This window comes from Olsenella uli (assembly GCF_016900775.1).
Classification (GTDB): Bacteria; Actinomycetota; Coriobacteriia; order Coriobacteriales; family Atopobiaceae; genus Thermophilibacter; species Thermophilibacter uli_A.
Map to the genome: position 1 here is coordinate 164,114 of NZ_JACJKN010000002.1, position 14,735 is coordinate 178,848.

10 protein-coding genes are annotated in these 14,735 nt (G+C 68.6%); 8 read left to right on the forward strand and 2 right to left on the reverse strand.

Annotated features, from left to right (window positions below; all coding sequences use genetic code 11):
• Nucleotides 1-14 precede the first annotated feature (14 nt).
• From H6A23_RS02320 to H6A23_RS02345, 6 genes are all read left to right on the forward strand, one after another.
• Complete coding sequence (locus tag H6A23_RS02320) at nucleotides 15-4,379, forward strand: GH32 C-terminal domain-containing protein (protein ID WP_204830586.1); 4,365 nt, start codon at nucleotides 15-17, stop codon at nucleotides 4,377-4,379.
• A 148-nt stretch (nucleotides 4,380-4,527) separates the two neighbouring features.
• Nucleotides 4,528-6,303: a class I mannose-6-phosphate isomerase gene (locus H6A23_RS02325; protein WP_204830587.1), complete on the forward strand. Its 1,776-nt coding sequence runs from the start codon at nucleotides 4,528-4,530 to the stop codon at nucleotides 6,301-6,303.
• A complete protein-coding gene (locus H6A23_RS02330; protein ID WP_204830588.1) occupies nucleotides 6,287-7,126 on the forward strand; it encodes a Cof-type HAD-IIB family hydrolase in 840 nt (279 codons plus the stop codon). Before H6A23_RS02325 ends, H6A23_RS02330 begins: the two co-directional genes overlap by 17 nt.
• 113 nt (nucleotides 7,127-7,239) lie before the next feature.
• Complete coding sequence (locus tag H6A23_RS02335) at nucleotides 7,240-7,692, forward strand: MarR family winged helix-turn-helix transcriptional regulator (RefSeq protein ID WP_204830589.1); 453 nt, start codon at nucleotides 7,240-7,242, stop codon at nucleotides 7,690-7,692.
• A gap of 173 nt (nucleotides 7,693-7,865) precedes the next feature.
• Nucleotides 7,866-10,436 (forward strand): ATP-dependent helicase, encoded by a 2,571-nt coding sequence (locus tag H6A23_RS02340; protein ID WP_204830590.1) that lies wholly within the window; start codon nucleotides 7,866-7,868, stop codon nucleotides 10,434-10,436.
• 113 nt (nucleotides 10,437-10,549) lie between these two features.
• A complete protein-coding gene (locus tag H6A23_RS02345; protein WP_075278751.1) occupies nucleotides 10,550-11,314 on the forward strand; it encodes a mechanosensitive ion channel family protein in 765 nt (254 codons plus the stop codon).
• A 181-nt stretch (nucleotides 11,315-11,495) separates the two neighbouring features.
• Here H6A23_RS02345 and H6A23_RS02350 read toward each other — a convergent pair whose 3' ends face one another.
• Together H6A23_RS02350 and H6A23_RS02355 are read right to left on the reverse strand one after the other, a co-directional pair.
• The gene (locus H6A23_RS02350; RefSeq protein WP_204830591.1) at nucleotides 11,496-12,692 is read right to left on the reverse strand and encodes a hypothetical protein; all 1,197 of its coding nucleotides are present in this window, start codon (nucleotides 12,690-12,692) and stop codon (nucleotides 11,496-11,498) included.
• Nucleotides 12,689-13,195 carry an RNA polymerase sigma factor gene (locus H6A23_RS02355; RefSeq protein WP_204830592.1) on the reverse strand — a complete coding sequence of 169 codons (507 nt, stop codon included), beginning with the start codon at nucleotides 13,193-13,195 and terminating at the stop codon, nucleotides 12,689-12,691. Before H6A23_RS02355 ends, H6A23_RS02350 begins: the two co-directional genes overlap by 4 nt.
• Before the next feature lie 300 nt (nucleotides 13,196-13,495).
• Here H6A23_RS02355 and H6A23_RS02360 point away from each other — a divergent pair, with 300 nt between their 5' ends.
• Nucleotides 13,496-13,984, forward strand: coding sequence for an S-ribosylhomocysteine lyase (locus tag H6A23_RS02360; protein WP_075278748.1), 489 nt, complete (start codon nucleotides 13,496-13,498; stop codon nucleotides 13,982-13,984).
• Between the two features lie 9 nt (nucleotides 13,985-13,993).
• The gene (locus H6A23_RS02365; protein ID WP_204830593.1) at nucleotides 13,994-14,695 is read left to right on the forward strand and encodes a 5'-methylthioadenosine/adenosylhomocysteine nucleosidase; all 702 of its coding nucleotides are present in this window, start codon (nucleotides 13,994-13,996) and stop codon (nucleotides 14,693-14,695) included.
• The last annotated feature ends 40 nt before the right edge of the window (nucleotides 14,696-14,735 follow it).

Below are 14,735 nucleotides of genomic sequence, written 5' to 3' on the forward strand. Positions count from 1 at the left end.
CCGGGGCGTCCGACTTGACGACGCTCACGCAGTTCGTGAGCGCAAGCGGGGGCACGGTCACCTGCGAGGACGGGACGGTGGACGTCTCGCGTCGCGACGGCGACCACTTTGCCATGCTCGAGGGCGGAAAGGCCTACCAAAGCCTGGACTACCAGGCCGACGTGCAGGTGACCGACGGCATATCCGCCGCGCTCGTCGTGGGGGCGACAAACGCGGCGGAGCCGGGAAGCGGCACGTGGTACGGCTTCAACTTCAACAACGAGAGCGCCGACCAGCGCGCACGCCTCTTCCGCGTGAATGATAGCATGGACCTGATAACGTTCTCACATGATCAGGTTGATTCCGCGGGCCTTGACACGACGGGCACGGTCCACCTGAGGGTCCAGATCGACGAGACGGGCCTCTGCAGGGTGACGGCGTCCGATACAGAGGGCCACGAGGTCTCCGGATCGACCACCATCCAGAACTGGCAGGGCGGTCACGTGGGGCTCCTCACGTTCAAATCTGCGGCGACGTTCTCCAACGTGACCATCAGCGAGGACGCCGGCCTCGAGCTGCCCGACCCGGGCGTCCCCGAGGAGGGAGACGGCTTCGTGACCAGTCTCTCGGGTGACTACACGACGTTCGGCAACGGCCAGACGGTCAAGACGGCGGATGGGCTGTGGGTCGCATCCTCGGGTGGCGACTACATGGTTCGCTGGCAGGACGAGGCGGCATCCCTTGGTGACATGGTCTACTCAGCGGACGTGTCCTTCGAGAGCGCCGACGTGGACGGCGCCGCGTCGCTCGTGCTTCACAGCGACGAGGGCGACCTCGGCGCCATGCAGTCCTACGTGGCCAACATCAACCCCAAGACGGGCGAGTGCCGCCTGTTCAAGTTCGAGCAGACCGCCAACGAGGGGCGCATCGCATACGACATGCTGTCCCCCATCCAGCTTGGCGCGAGCGTCTCCGACGCCTTCCACCTGAGCGTCACGACCATCGGCAAGCACATGGTCCTCTCGGTGTCCTACGAGGACGCCGAGGGCAACGCCGTCACCAAGACGGCGAGCACGGCGGACTACACCCTGGGCACCGAGGCCAACAACGAAGAGGTCTACGCGCACTATGGCCAGAACACCGCCCTGCGCGAGGGGTACTGCGGCCTGCTCTCGTTCAACGCTGCCGTAACCTATCAGAACGTGACGGCCACGCCGCTCACCGAGGGCAACACCCCGCAGCTCACGAGCCTCAACATCACGGGCGATGCGGTCGACATGCCCTTTGCGTTCCAGGACACGGCCTACGTGTACGTGGGATACGTGCGGAACTCGGCCGATAGCGTGAACATCGCGTATGAGACGACCAACGCGGATGCGCGCGTGAGCGTGGCCGACGAGGCGGGAAACGTTTACGAGCCTGAGGGCGGGATCGTGAGTGTTCCCGTGACCGACCGCGGGACCGATGCGCGCAACGAGGGCCTCAACCAGTACACCCTCACCGTCGAGGATCCCGATACGGGCGCCGTTGCCGTCTACCAGCTGCGCGTCTTCTGCGAGGGGCCGGACGACACGTATTACTACGAGGATCAGCGCAGTCAGTTCCATTACAGCGTCAAGAACGGCTGGGGCAATGACCCGTGCGGTCTCGTGAGGACCTCGGACGGCGTGTACCACTTCTACTACCAGGCCTACACCGACACCGACTGGGGTCCCATGCACTGGGGCTACGCCACGAGCACCGACCTCGTGCACTGGAAGGAGCAGCCGATCGCCCTCTACCCGGACGAGTACGGCGCGCAGTTCTCCGGCTGCGGCGTGTACGCCGACCACACTACGGCGCCTGAGATCTTTGCCGAGGGCGAGGAGGGCATGGTCTTCATCGTCACGGCCAACGGACGGGCGGGGCAGGACGGCAAGCAGCGCCTGACGCTCGCCTATGCCACCTACGACCCTGACACCAAGACCATGGGCGCATACCAGAAGTACGACGACGTCCTTCTCGACTACAGCACCGACGACATCATCGAGCCCGCCGACGGCGCCTTCCGCGACCCCAAGGTGTTCCGCTTCGACGGCAAGTGGTTCCTTATCGTGGCTGGCGGCCCCGTGCGCTTCTACTCCTCCGACGATCTCGTTCACTGGAAGGGCGAGAGCTATCTCAACGAGCCGGGCACCGAGAACCACGTGTACACCGAGTGCCCCGATCTCTACCCTGTTAAGGCCGAGGACGGCACCGTCAAGTGGATTCTCTCCCGCGGCGGTACGAGCTACAAGGTCGGCGAGTTCGAGAACGTGGGCTCCACCAACGTCGAGGGCGGCCAGTACGCCTTCGTGCAGGACAAGGGTACGCCCGACTATACGATGAACTTCGGGCGCGACGCCTACGCCGCAATGACCTACTTCAACGCGGGCAGCGACTTCGGCACGTCGGGCAGCGTCAACTGTCCGGAGCTTGTTGCCATGAACTGGATGAACACCTGGGACTACAACAAGCTCGTTCAGAACACCGGCAACTGGCGCTTCAACGGCACTTACAACCTGCCCGTCAAGCTGGGCCTCACCCAGGACTCGGACGGCGCGTACCGGCTCACGCAGGATCCGGTCGACAGCCTCGATGACCTGCGCGACGAGAGCGGCAAGGTGACCGTTGACGGGCTGAAGCTCGGCGGAGACGATGCGGTGACCCCGATCGACTTCAACGGAACCTCCTACGAGATCGAGGCTACGTTCACGCCTGGGAAGGGCGAGCAGCCTACCGTGGGCTTTGACGTGCGCGTGGGCGCAGGCCAGAAGACGCGGGTTTCCTACGACTTTGCCACGGACACCATCACGCTCGACCGCAGCAAGTCCGGCTCCATCCTGAACGATGCGTTCGCCCAGCCGCGCTCCCAGGCAAACGTCGACCACAACGAGGACGGATCCGTAACCCTGCACGTGTACGTGGACCGCATGAGCGTCGAGGTCTTCACCGGCGACTACGTTGCCGCCGGAGCCAATCAGATCTTCCCGTCGCCGCTTGCTGACGGGTTGCAGGCGTTCAGCGAGAACGGCACCGCCACACTCGATGCGACGGTGTACCCGCTCGAGACCATCTGGGGCGACGAGCAGACGGGTAACCCGAGCTCCGCTGCCCAGAGCATCGGTCTTTCTCGCGACACGGTGACGGGCTATGCGGGCACCACGGCGGACATCAGCGCGTGGGTGTCTCCAGCCGCCGCTCCGCAGGACCTGACGATCACCTCGAGCGATCCTTCCGTCGCGTCTGCCGAGCAGACCGAGGGCGGGCTGCGCGTGACGTGCAACACCCGCGGCACCGCCACGATCACCGTGGCGAGCGCGAGCGACCCGAGCGTGAGCCGGGACATTACGGTGAGCGTGTACGAGGGCGAGCTCCAGACCAACGTCGCAGGCGTTTCTCGACCGACGGGCGCATTCTACGTCGACGGCTCGGTGCTCCACGTGAACGGCGTGGGCGCCAACAGCTTCCTGTTCTCGAGCGAGAAGTACCCGGTGGACGGTCTGACGTACGAGATTGACATCCACCATAAGACCGGTCTGGAGAACCTCATCTTCGGCAGCCAGGTGCAGGACGCCTATCAGGGCTGCTACGCCATCCAGCTCGACGGCAACGGCAAGATCCGCCTGTTCGATTTCAAGGGCGACAAGACGCTCTACCAGGACGACCACGCGGTTGCGGTTGACCCCGAGGGCAACTACCACGTGAAGATCTCGGTGGAGGGCAAGACCATCAAGGTCGAGATCAACGGTAAGCAGTACCTTGATTACACCCTCCAGGAAGGCGATCCCGACTACACCGATACCGAGGGCTACGTTGCCATTGGCATGTGGGACTCCGACCAGACCACCTTCGAGAACTTCTACGTGGGCGGATCGGCGACCGAGGGACCCGCCCAGGACCTCCAGGGCGCCATCGACGAGGTGAGCGAGAAGGTCGAGGGGCTCGACGCCTCCGACTACACCGCCGACTCGTGGGCGGCGCTCCAGGACGCGCTGGCGGAGGCCCGGGCTCTGCTGGCGGACAAGAACGCGACCTCCGCGGACATGGCCGCGGCGGCACAGTCCGTCCGGGACGCCTTCGCGGCGCTGGAGCGGGCCGACACGGGTGAGGAGCCCGGCGACGACGACCAGCAGCCCGGCGACGACCAGCTGCCCGGCGGCGACCAGCTGCCCGGCGGCGACCAGCGGCCCGGCGGCGATGAGGGCCAGCGGCCTGGCGGCACGGGCTCCGAGGACAAGGGCGGCACCCACCAGGCGTCCGGCGGCTCCGGCAGGGTCCCCGACACCGGTGACGCCACGGTCGCCGTGGGCGGCATCGCGGCGCTCGGCGCCGTGACCGCGGGCGCGGGCGTCCTTCTCGGCAGGTCCAAGAGGAAGTAGCGAGGTCGGGGCGTCCTTCTGGGGCGTCCCGACCTGCCGGCTGGCGCGCGGGACTGATGCCCGCGCGCCGCGGCCGGCCCGCGCCTGGGCGCCCATGCGGCGCCCGGACGCGGGCGTGGCCGAAGGGCACCACGGCAAGGAGGAGATCATGGCATACGACAGGCATCCGACCATCCGCGTGCCCGGGCACCGGGCGATCGTGGGCTACGACGCCCTTCTCGCCGAGCTCTCGGCGCGCGTGGGGGAGGTCCGCGCGCAGAATGGCGGGAGCTGCGTCCTGGTGTGCGACTCCTATCCCGGCGTCTGGGATGACGAGGTCATCTCGCAGATGGGGCGCCTGCACCCGGACGTGATGGTGGACACGCGGACGCTCTTTCCCGAGCCCGCCGAGCTCACGCGCCGCATGGTGCCCTTCCTGACGGACGACCGGGTCTTCGGTCGCATGTGCTTCGGCGAGCTCGAGGAGTTCATGGACGCCCGCGCCCTTCTCGCCGCGCGCTGGTGCGTCGAGGGCGTGAGCGGCCTCGTGCTCGTCTGCGGCTTCGGGGCGGCGCTCGTGCACCCCGGTGACGTGCTCGTCTACCTGGACGTGACACGCTGGGAGATTCAGCTACGCTATCGAGCCGGCATGCCCAACTACGGCTGCGACAACGGGGATGAGGACGTGCTGCGCAAGGTCAAGCGCGGCTACTTCGTGGAGTGGCGCCTCGCGGACCGGCACAAGGCGCGCCTGCTCGAGCGGGCGGACTATGTGGTGGGGACCGATGAGCGCGACCTGCCGCGCGCCATGGACGAGGGGGCCTTCCGAGCTGCCCTCGACGTGGCGTCCAGCCGTCCCTTCAGGACCGAGCCCTACTTCGACCCGGGCGTCTGGGGCGGCCAGTGGATGCGCGAGCAGTTTGGGCTGCCCGCGGACGCGCCCAACTACGCCTGGTCCTTCGACGGCGTGCCGGAGGAGAACGCGCTCGCCTTTGAGCTGGACGGCGGCGTCGTGCGCCTGCCCGCCATGGACCTCACGCTCCTGCGCCCGCGCGCCCTTCTTGGCGAGGGCGTCTACGCGCGCTACGGGGCGGAGTTCCCCATTCGCTTTGATCTGCTCGACACCATGGGCGGGCAGAACCTGAGCCTGCAGGTCCACCCCACGACGGACTACATCCGCCGGGAGTTCGGCATGGCCTACACGCAGGACGAGAGCTACTACATCCTGGACGCGGAGGAGGGGGCGTGTGTCTACCTGGGCCTTCACGAGGGGGTGGACCCAGGGGAGATGATGGCCGCGCTCGAGGACGCCAACGCCGGAGGAGCCCCCTTCGATGCCGAGCGCTACGTCAACCGCATCCCGGCACGGCCGCACGACCACTTCCTCATTCCGGCGGGCACGGTCCACTGCTCGGGTGCGGGGACGATGGTACTGGAGATCAGCGCCACGCCGTACCTCTTTACCTTCAAGCTCTGGGACTGGGGCCGGCTCGGCCTTGACGGGCGTCCCCGCCCGGTGCACCTGGCTCATGGGGGCAAGGTCATCCGCTGGGACCGCACGACCGGGTGGGTGGAGAAGAACCTCGTCAACCGCGCACATGACGTCGACGAGGCCTGCGGCGCGGACCGCGTGGAGGTGACGGGCCTGCATGAGCTAGAGCCCATCCTGTGCCGGCGCTACACGGTGGCGCCCGGCGGCTCGGCACTTCTGGACACGCGGGAGACGCTCAACGTGCTCAACCTGGTGGCGGGCGCGGAGGCGCTGGTCAGGAGCCCCGAGGGCGCCTTCGAGCCCCTGAGGGTGCACCATGCGGAGACCTTCATCGTTCCGGCCTCGGTGGGCGCCTACGAGGTCAGGCCCGCGGCCGGCTGCGAGGGCCCAATCATGTTCGTGCGCGCGAGCGTGCGGGGAACGGAAGGTGGTCACCATGACGAAGAGGGCTGACGGCGGGCGAGAAGAACGTGGGGGCAGCCTGCCTGCGGTCGTGTTCAGCGACGTTGACGGGACGCTGCTCGACGCGTCGCATCGCGTGAGCCCTCGGACGGCCGCGGCGGCGAGGGAGCTTGAGGCGCGCGGAATCCCGCTCGTGCTCGTCTCCGCGCGCATGCCCGAGGCGCTCGACCAGATTCGCCGCGAGCTCGGCAACGTGGGGCCCGTCGTGTGCTATGGGGGCGCCTACGTGCTCGATGCCGCCGGGGCGGAGCTCCTGAGCAGGCCCATCGCGCTCGGCTGCGCGCTCGAGGTGCGCGACTACGTGGCCTGCGCCCTGCCGGACGTCTGCTGCATGGCATATGGCTACCACACGTGGGTGACGTCGGACCGGTCGGACCCGCGCGTGGCGCGCGAGGAGCGCATCGTGGGCGTGGAGTCCGTCGAGGGGACGATCGAGGAGCACTTCTCGGAGCGCGGCCTCCACAAGTTCCTCCTCGTGGGGGAGCCCGCCTCGGTGGAGCGGGCGGAGCGCGAGCTGGGCGCGGCGTTCCCCAACCTCGCCGTGGTGCGCTCGTCGCCCATCCTCTGCGAGGTGATGGACGGCCGCGTGAGCAAGGCCGAGGGGGTCGAGGCCGTCTGCCAGCATCTGGGGGTGAGCGCCGCGGACGCGGCCGCCTTCGGCGACGGCCGCAATGACATCGACATGCTGCGCGCGGTGGGGGAGAGCTGGGCCATGGCAAACGCGCCCGCCGAGGTGCGCGACGCCGCGTCGCGGGTGACGGCGCTCGACAACGATCACGACGGCCTCGCCGAGACAATCTTCTCACTTATTTGAAAGAGGTGAATAAAATGCGGGGCGCGGGGAAAGTTGCTACTATTAACCAGTCAGAGGACGTGTTTGGCGTGGCCGTAGCGCCGCGTTTCGATGAAAGGGTCCGCTGCAAGCAGATGGATTACGAGGACGCTGCAAAGAAGCTCATCATGTACTCCCGGGGGGTCGCCAAGGGCTCCATCGGGACGGCGTACGGCATGTCGATGGGCGAGGACCCGGTGCTCGAGTACATCTCGCGCCAGGACGAGGCGATGACGCCCTCCGAGCTCGCCAAGACGCTCGGGTACACGCGGCCGCGCATGACCCGCATCATCGACTCGCTCGAGGAGAAGGGCTACGTGGTCCGCGAGCAGGACAAGGAGGACCGGCGCCGCGTGCTCGTCTACTGCACCGACGAGGGCCGCCGCCATGCCAACGACGACAGCTCCGATGGGGTCTCGAGCCTTGCCGCCACGCTGAGCAAGATGGGGGAGCACGATGCCCGCGAGTTGCTGCGCGGCCTCGAGATTGCCTACAGCCTCACCTACGACAAGGACGACATCCTCGGCGACGTCAAGAAGCGCAAGTAGCCGACCTGCCGGATGCTGACAAAGGTGTCAGGGCAGTTTGTCATGTTTTTCATGACAAACTGCCCTGACACCTTTGTCAGCATTTGTCGGGCAGCCAGATCCCGGCAATTGCCGTCCGGTCATGCCGCTACACTCGTAGGGCACGCAGTCACCGAGAAGAACGTGGGGGCTTCATGACCCAGAACCAGCAGACCCTCTTTTCGCCGACGCCCATCCCGGCCTCGGCGCCCGTCATCGACCTCGACGGCCTCAACCCGGCCCAGCGCGAGGCGGTGGAGTGCACGCGCGGCCCGCTGCTCGTGCTCGCAGGCGCGGGCTCGGGCAAGACGCGCGTGCTCACGGTGCGCATCGCGCACATGATTGCGGACGAGGGCGTGCGCCCCTGGCAGGTCCTGGCCATCACGTTCACCAACAAGGCCGCCGCCGAGATGCGCGAGCGCCTGGACGCCCTTCTGCCCGGCGGCACGCGCGGCATGTGGGTCTGCACGTTCCATGCCATGTGCGTGCGGATGCTGCGCGAGGACCCGGAGCTCGTGGGCTACCGCCCCAACTTCACCATCTACGATGACGACGACTCGCGCCGCCTGGTCAAGACCATCATGGCCGACCTTGACATCGATCAGAAGCAGTTCCCGATGAACTCGATCCGCGCCAAGATCTCCTCGGCCAAGAACGCGATGGTCGGGCCGGACGAGATGGCGAGCTCCTCCAACCCGGCCGACCGCGCCGCCGCGCGCGTCTACCGCGAGCTGGACCGCCGCCTCGCCAAGGCCAACGCGATGGACTTCGACGACCTGCTCGTCAAGACTTTTGAGCTCCTGGCCAAGAACCCGGCCGTGCTCGAGCGCTACCAGGACCGCTTCCGCCAGATCAGCGTGGACGAGTACCAGGACACCAACCACGTCCAGTACGCGATCACCAACCTCCTGGCCGCGCGCTACAGAAACCTCATGGTCGTGGGCGACGACGACCAGTCCATCTACTCCTGGCGTGGCGCGGACATCCAGAACATCCTGGACTTTGAGAAGGACTACCCTGACGCCCACGTGGTGCGCCTGGAGCAGAACTACCGCTCCACGGGCCACATCCTGAACGCCGCCAACGCCGTGGTGGCCAACAACGCCCGCCGCAAGCCCAAGCGCCTGTTCACCGACGCCGGGGACGGCGAGAAGATCCGCGTGTTCCAGGCCTCCGACGAGCGTGACGAGGGCCGATGGATCGGCTCTGAGATCGAGAAGCTCCACGACGGCGGCACGAGCTACGACGACATGGCCGTCTTCTACCGCACCAACGCGCAGTCGCGCATCCTCGAGGACATGTTCCTGCGCGCGGGCGTGCCGTACAAGATCGTGGGCGGCACGCGCTTCTTCGACCGCGCCGAGGTCCGCGACGTCATGGCCTACCTCAAGCTCGTCGTGAACCCGGATGACGACGTGGCCGCCCTGCGCGTGGTCAACACGCCGAGGCGCGGCATCGGCACCACCTCCATCAACAAGATCCGCGAGCTTGCGGCCGACGAGGGCATCTCGTTCTTCTCGGCCTGCGAGCTGGCGATCGCCGAGACGGGCCTCCTGGGCGCGAAGGTGCGCTCGGCGTTGGCGGAGTTCACGGGCGTCATCGAGGCGGGCCGGCACTTCACGGGCGAGCTCGCCGACGTGGTGGACGCGATCGTGGACCGCTCAGGCCTCATCCGCGCCCTCGAGGCCGAGCACTCCGTGGAGGCGGACGGCCGCATCGAGAACATCCGCGAGTTCATGGGCGTCGCCGCCGAGTTCGACGAGACGCACGACGCGGTAGAGACCCTCGAGTCCCTGGCCCAGCTGCGAGCGGCTGGCGCCCTCGAGCCGAGCCCTGCCGCCAGCGCGGCGGCTGTCGGCGTAGCCGAGGCCGGCGCGCAGGGCCAGCCCGCGGGCGAGGGGGTTTTCTCGCCCGCAGGCCTGACGCCCGGGGCGGTGCCCCCGAGCGACTTCGCGCAGCGAGCGAGCGCAGCGGGCGCTGAGCTCGAGGGCACCGCCCCGGGCGTCAGGCCCCCCGTCGCCTCCGAGAAGCTCCCGGCGCTGATCGAGTGGCTGGCCCTGCGCTCCGACCTCGACTCCCTCGCCGGCCAGACGCACGCCATCACCATGATGACCATACACTCGGCCAAGGGCCTGGAGTTCCCCGTGGTCTTCGTCGCCGGCATGGAGGAGGGCATCTTCCCGCACACCTCCTACGAGGGCGACCCGGCCGCCGTGGAGGAGGAGCGCCGCCTGGCATACGTGGCCATCACGCGCGCCCGCAAGAAGCTCTACCTCACGTACGCCGCCACGCGGCGCACGTACGGCTCCACCCAGGCCAACCCGCCGAGCCGCTTCCTGAACGAGATTCCCGCCGCCGACGTGGAGCGCACGGGCGTGGGCTCCTCGGGCTTCACGGGCGTGGGCTGGGAGAAGCGCGGGGACCGTCGCGGCACCTTCGGCAGCGGCCGCGGCTCCTCGGTCTACGGCGGCAACGTCTTCGGCTCGCGCACGCGCTCCACGGGCGTGGCCCCGCGCGCGTCCGAGGTGGCGCCCGCACGGCAGGCACCGGCGCGCCCTGCGCCCTCCACGTCCTTCTCGGCGGGCGACAAGGTCTCCCACAAGACCTTCGGCCCTGGCACGGTCCTTGCCGTCTCGGGGGACACGATCGAGGTCAGGTTCACGCGCACCGGCAAGACCAAGAAGCTCCTCAAGGGCTTTGCCCCGCTCGTCAAGATCGAGGGGTGAGGCAGGGGCAGTCCCTTCGCGTCACATATGCGTTCGCATAAACTCTGCGTCACCAGCCGTTAATTTATGCGAACGCATAAATCAAGCTCGTAACAGAAGGGGGAGGGGACGTGATGGAGCAACTTCTGGGCATCGACGCGGGCGGCTGGCTGGACAAGAGCGTGACGCTCGTCATCGCGGTGGTCATTGCGGCACTGATCGAGCGCGTGGTGGTGCGGCTCATGCACAGGCTGCTCGACGCCTCGGAGCTGCCGAGCGCGTCGCTCTTCATCAACATCGCCCGCGCGCTCATCTGGGTGCTCGCGCTGCTCGGCGTTCTGAAGCCGGTCTTTGGCGTTGACCCGGCGGGCTTCGTGGCCGCCCTCGGCGTTGTCTCGCTTGCCGTCTCCCTCGGCATGCAGGACACGATTTCAAACATCATCGGCGGCATCAGCCTCATGGTGAGTAAGGCCGTCCAGCCCGGGGACTACATCACGGTGGGCGGCGTCACCGGCGAGGTGACCGACGTCACGTGGCGCAGCACCTCCGTGCTGATGCGCGGCGGCGCGGTGGAGGTCATCCCCAACTCGGTGCTCTCCAAGACGGCCCTCACGCGCATCACGCCCTGGACTGCGGGCTACTGCGGCGTGCCCATCGCCGTGGTGCCGGGGGCGGACCTCTCCGCCGTGGCGGACGAGTGCTGCCTGATCGCGGCGCGCGAGCTCGCGGACCTGCTCGACCCCGCCTTCGAGACGGACGTCATCTTCACGGCCTTCACCGCCTACGGCACGCAGGGCGAGGTCCGCCTGCACGTCAGGCCCGAGGTGGTCTTCTCCGCGGCGCAGGACCGCCTGGCCCGCGCGCTCTCCGGGCGGCCCTGGCTCGCGAGCGCGCTGTAGGGCGCCCCGGCGCTGCCCGGACGGAGCGTCGCCAATCCCCCGCGGACCGGTTGTGCGGGGGATTGGCGACGGTTCTTCTCGCCAAAGCGTCGCCTTGCCCCCGCGGAGTGGCCGTGCGGAGGTGAGGCGACGCTTCCGGCCCGCGCAGGGCGGGCGAGAAAAACGGGCGAGAAGAACCTCCCTACGCCCCCGTCACGTCCTCGATCTGGAAGATCGGTGCGGAGAGGCGCGGGTCCGCGGCTATCTCCTCCTCCGTGGGGGTGGGGTAGCGGTGCCAGGGGAGCTCCTCCTCGAGGCACTGGGAGAAGTCGTCATCCAGGGCGAGCAGCGCGTCAAAGCGCTCGGAGAGCACCTGCTCGCAGCCGTCCACGAACGAGATGCGGTAGCGGCGCGTCTGCGTGCTGCCGTCAGAGAACGTGGCCGTGGCCTCGAGCCGGGCCTCGCCGAGCGCGTCCGCGGCGCAGACGAACCCGCTCACGTAGAGCGAGCGCTGCCATTCCTCGAAGGACTCCTGCGTCGCCGCGTGCGCGTGGAAGCTCTCGAGGTAGGCCTCGCGCGCGGCCTGGATCTGGGGCTGCAGCGCGTCGTACTCCGCCCACGCCTCCTCGGTGAGGCGCTCCACGCGCTCGATGTGCTCCTCGTCCGTCTCGCCCTCCTGCCAGGCGTACTCGCTCGTGTCGCTCCACGGCCGTGACTCCAGGTCCAGCCACGCCCCGAGCAGCTGGATGGTCTCGTCGCTTGCCCAGAAGGCGTCGCGGTTGTTGACTGTGAGGTAGGGTACGTTGCCGTTGACGTCGAGGCACGGAGGGGCGTCCGATGCCGCCGGGTCGATGGTCACCGTCTCGGGAATCTCTCCCGGGGGCATCTCGTCGCCATAGTCGTCCGGTGCCTCCGTGTAGAGCGAGATGACGGCGTGCTCGGTCATCGGCTCGTGGATGGAGGGGCGGTCGGTCGTTGCCATGGGGCTGTCCGTCACTCGGTACGTGACCGACTCCACGCTGCCGCCGGTGACGCTGAGGTTGAGGGAGAGCCTGATGTAGCTTCCGTACGTGCCGTCGCAGGGCATGAGCCCGTCGGACCCTGCGCTCACGGCCACGGCGTCGCCCCCCTCCGCGGCCCGGGCGATGACAAGCCCGAAGGCGTTGCCGCCGGAGTCAGGGCCTAGGAGGACGGGCAGCCCCAGGGCGAGCCCGGCCGCGACGGCGCAGCCCGCCGCCCCCACGAGCGCCACGCGCCGCGTGACGAGGGCTCGCGGCGCGGCCTCCTCCTCCCGGAGTGCCTTCACGCGCGCGATCACGGCGTCGTCGAGCTCCTCGCTGTGCCGGACGCCCTCGTAGAGGCGGTGCAGGTGCTTCTCAGCAGGGTTCTTCTCGCTCATGACGTACCTCCCAGGTAGAATCGCAGCTTCTGCGTGGCGCGCGAGAGGCGCGTGCGCACGGCCGACTCGGAGATGCCGCACGCCGCGGCGATGGCGTCTGCGGGCATCTGCTCCACGTAGCGCAGGTGGATGACGGCGCGGTAGCGCTCGGGCAGGCGCTGGACGGCCGCCCAGAGCTCGGCGGGGGTCCAGGGGTCCTCGTCCTTCTCGGCGTCCGCCACCTCCAGGCCGAGCGCGTCGAAGGACTGCGCGTGCCGGCGCCACCACGAGCGCGCGAGGTCCCGGCAGCGGTTGAGCGTCGTGCGCAGCAGCCACGCCCGCAGGTGCCCCTCGTCGCCAAAGGCGGTGTCACAGCAGGCAAGCGCCACAAAGACGTCCTGGTAGACGTCCTCGGCGTCCGCGCGCGACCCGGTCTGCGCAATCGCCAGGCGCAGCACGCTCGCACCGTGCGCGCGCATCGCCTGCCGCAGGAAGGCGTCGTCTCTCACCACCCTCGGGGTCATCGCGTCTCCTTTCGCTCGGGGGCTCTGCCTATAACACGGGGCAGGACTCAGTTTGTCCCAGACAATCTTGCGGGAGCGGTGACGGGCGGCCCGCCGTTCTCGGGCGGAGCGTCGCCAATCCCCCGCGGGCCGGCCGTGCGGGGGATTGGCGACGGTTCTTCTCGCCAAAGCGTCGCCTCGCCCCCGCACATCGGCTCCGCGGGGGCTTGGCGACGCTTTCGCGTCGCGGGTCTGAGCCCCAGACGGCTACACTGGTGGCGAGAAGAACTGCCGAGAAGAGCCTCGACCCCAGGGAGTCCCATGGAGAAGATCGCCAGCTTCACCGTCAACCACCTCACGCTCGAGCCGGGCGTCTACGTGAGTCGCGTGGATGCCGATCCCGCCACCGGCGCCGTGGTCACCACGTTTGACCTGCGCCTCACCGCGCCCAACCGCGAGCCCGTGATGGACACGGCGGCCGTCCACGCCATCGAGCACCTGGGCGCCACCTACCTGCGCAACAGCCCCGCCTGGCGTGACCGCGTGGTCTACTTTGGCCCGATGGGCTGCCGCACGGGCTTCTACCTCATCCTCTTTGGCGAGCACACCTCCGCCGAGGTGGCGCCGCTCGTGCGGGAGACCTTTGAGTTCATCCGTGACTTTACGGGCGAGATCCCCGGCGCGCGCCCGGAGGAGTGCGGCAACTGGCATGACGCCGACCTCGCGCAGGCCCGCTGGTGGGCGCGCCGCTACCTGGAGAACACGTTGGAGAACATCGACGAGGCGCATCTCGCCTATCCGCAGGAGTAGGGGGACATAATGAAGATTGGAATCATCGGCGCGATGGACGTCGAGGTGGAGCACCTCAAGGCGGAGCTCGCGGACGCGCGCTCGGAGCGCGTGGCCGGCACGGACTTCTGCGCGGGGCGCCTGGGCGAGAAGGGCGTGGTGGTGGTCAAGTGCGGCATCGGCAAGGTGAACGCCGGCATCTGCGCGCAGGTCCTGGCCGATCACTTTGGCTGCACGCACCTCATCAACACGGGCGTGGCGGGCTCGCTCGACGCCGCGCGCCTCGACATCGGCGACCTCGTGGTCTCCACGGACTGCGTGCAGCACGACTTTTCCGTGGGCGCGCTCGGCTACGCGCCCGGCCTCGTCCCCGGCCGCGAGCGTCCCGAGTACGTGGCCGACCCGGCGCTGCGCGACGCCGCGCTCGGGGCGGCCGCCGCGGTGGCGCCCGAGGTGCGCGCCCTGCCCGGCCGCGTGGCCTCCGGCGACCAGTTCATCTCCGCGGAGGAGGACCGCCGCCGCATCGTGGACACCTTCGGGGCGCTCTGCTGCGAGATGGAGGGTGCGGCCATCGCCCAGGCGGCCGAGGCCAACGGGGTTCCCTTCGTCGTGGTGCGCGCCATCTCCGACAAGCCCGGCACCGAGGGCCAGGCCATGGACTACGCCACCTTCGAGCGCGCCTCCGCGGAGCGCTGCGCCAGAATCGTCGAGCACATGGTGGCCGCGCTGTAGACGCGCGCGGCACGCGTAAACGGGGATTTCCGCACATCCT